The 1121-nt window shown below is 37.0% G+C and carries 1 protein-coding gene; it reads left to right on the forward strand.

From position 1 onward, the window contains the following. The coding region (gene ltrA, locus ACFOZZ_RS13185) for a group II intron reverse transcriptase/maturase (protein ID WP_376815416.1) at positions 1–1121 on the forward strand (1121 nt) is incomplete at both ends.

Here is a 1121-nt window from a genome sequence, read left to right on the forward strand (position 1 = left end):
TATCTGGAATCGACAAGATGACAGTAGATGAACTTGATGAATATTTCTATAAGCATAGAAGAGAGATTAGATATTCTATACTTAATAAGAAGTATAAGCCCCAATCAGTTAAGAGAGTCTATATTCCAAAGCCTAATGGCAAGAAAAGACCATTAGGTATACCTACAGTAGTGGATAGAGTTATTCAACAGGCTGTTGCACAGGTGCTGATGAAGAAACTAGATTCTTCATTCAGTGAATTCAGTTATGGATTCAGACCAAGAAGAAGCGCACAGATGGCTGTACTGAAGACCCTAGAATATATTAATGAAGGGTATGATTGGGTTATAGATTTAGATATTGAAGCATATTTTGATACTGTAAATCATGACAAGTTAATCTCAATACTTAGAGAAAAGAATGTGAATGACTCAACAACATTACATCTTATTCGCAAGTTCATGCAGGCAGGGATTATGGAAGATGGTTTAGTAAAGCCTTCTAGAATCGGTGTGCCTCAGGGAGGTCCACTCTCTCCAATCCTTTCTAACGTTTATTTAGATAAGTTTGACAAGGAATTGGAAAATAGAGGATTACGCTTTGTAAGATATGCAGATGACTGCAATATCTTCGTTAAGAGCGAGATGAGTGCGAACAGAGTAATGAAGTCAGTCACTTCATGGCTAGAAAGAAAACTATTTCTTAAAGTCAGCGCTACTAAAACCAAAGTGGTCAGACCACCCGAAAGCAAGTTTCTAGGATTCACCTACCTCCAAAGAAATGGTGAATGGAAATGCAAGCCTTCCAATCAGAGCAAGATGAAACTCTACGATAAATGTAGAAGAGAACTTATAAGAAGGATAGGAATTGCACGTCCAATTGCAGTTACGTTCAAGAGAATCAATCAGATTGTAGTAGGATGGATTAACTATTATCGAATAGGCGTGATGAAATACTTCGTTGACATCTTTGGTCAATGGCTTCGCCATAAAATCAGAGTAATCATTTTGAAACAGTGGAAAAGACCTAAAACGATTTATAAAAACTTATACAAAATGAATAGGCTATTTCGTTGCCAATTTTCTGATGAACAAATCTTTTCGGTGGCAAACTCTAGACGCGGACTTTATAGCCAGGCTTGC

This window comes from Catenibacterium sp. GCM10023432 (assembly GCF_042651925.1).
Classification (GTDB): domain Bacteria; phylum Bacillota_I; class Bacilli_A; order Erysipelotrichales; family Coprobacillaceae; genus Catenibacterium; species Catenibacterium mitsuoka.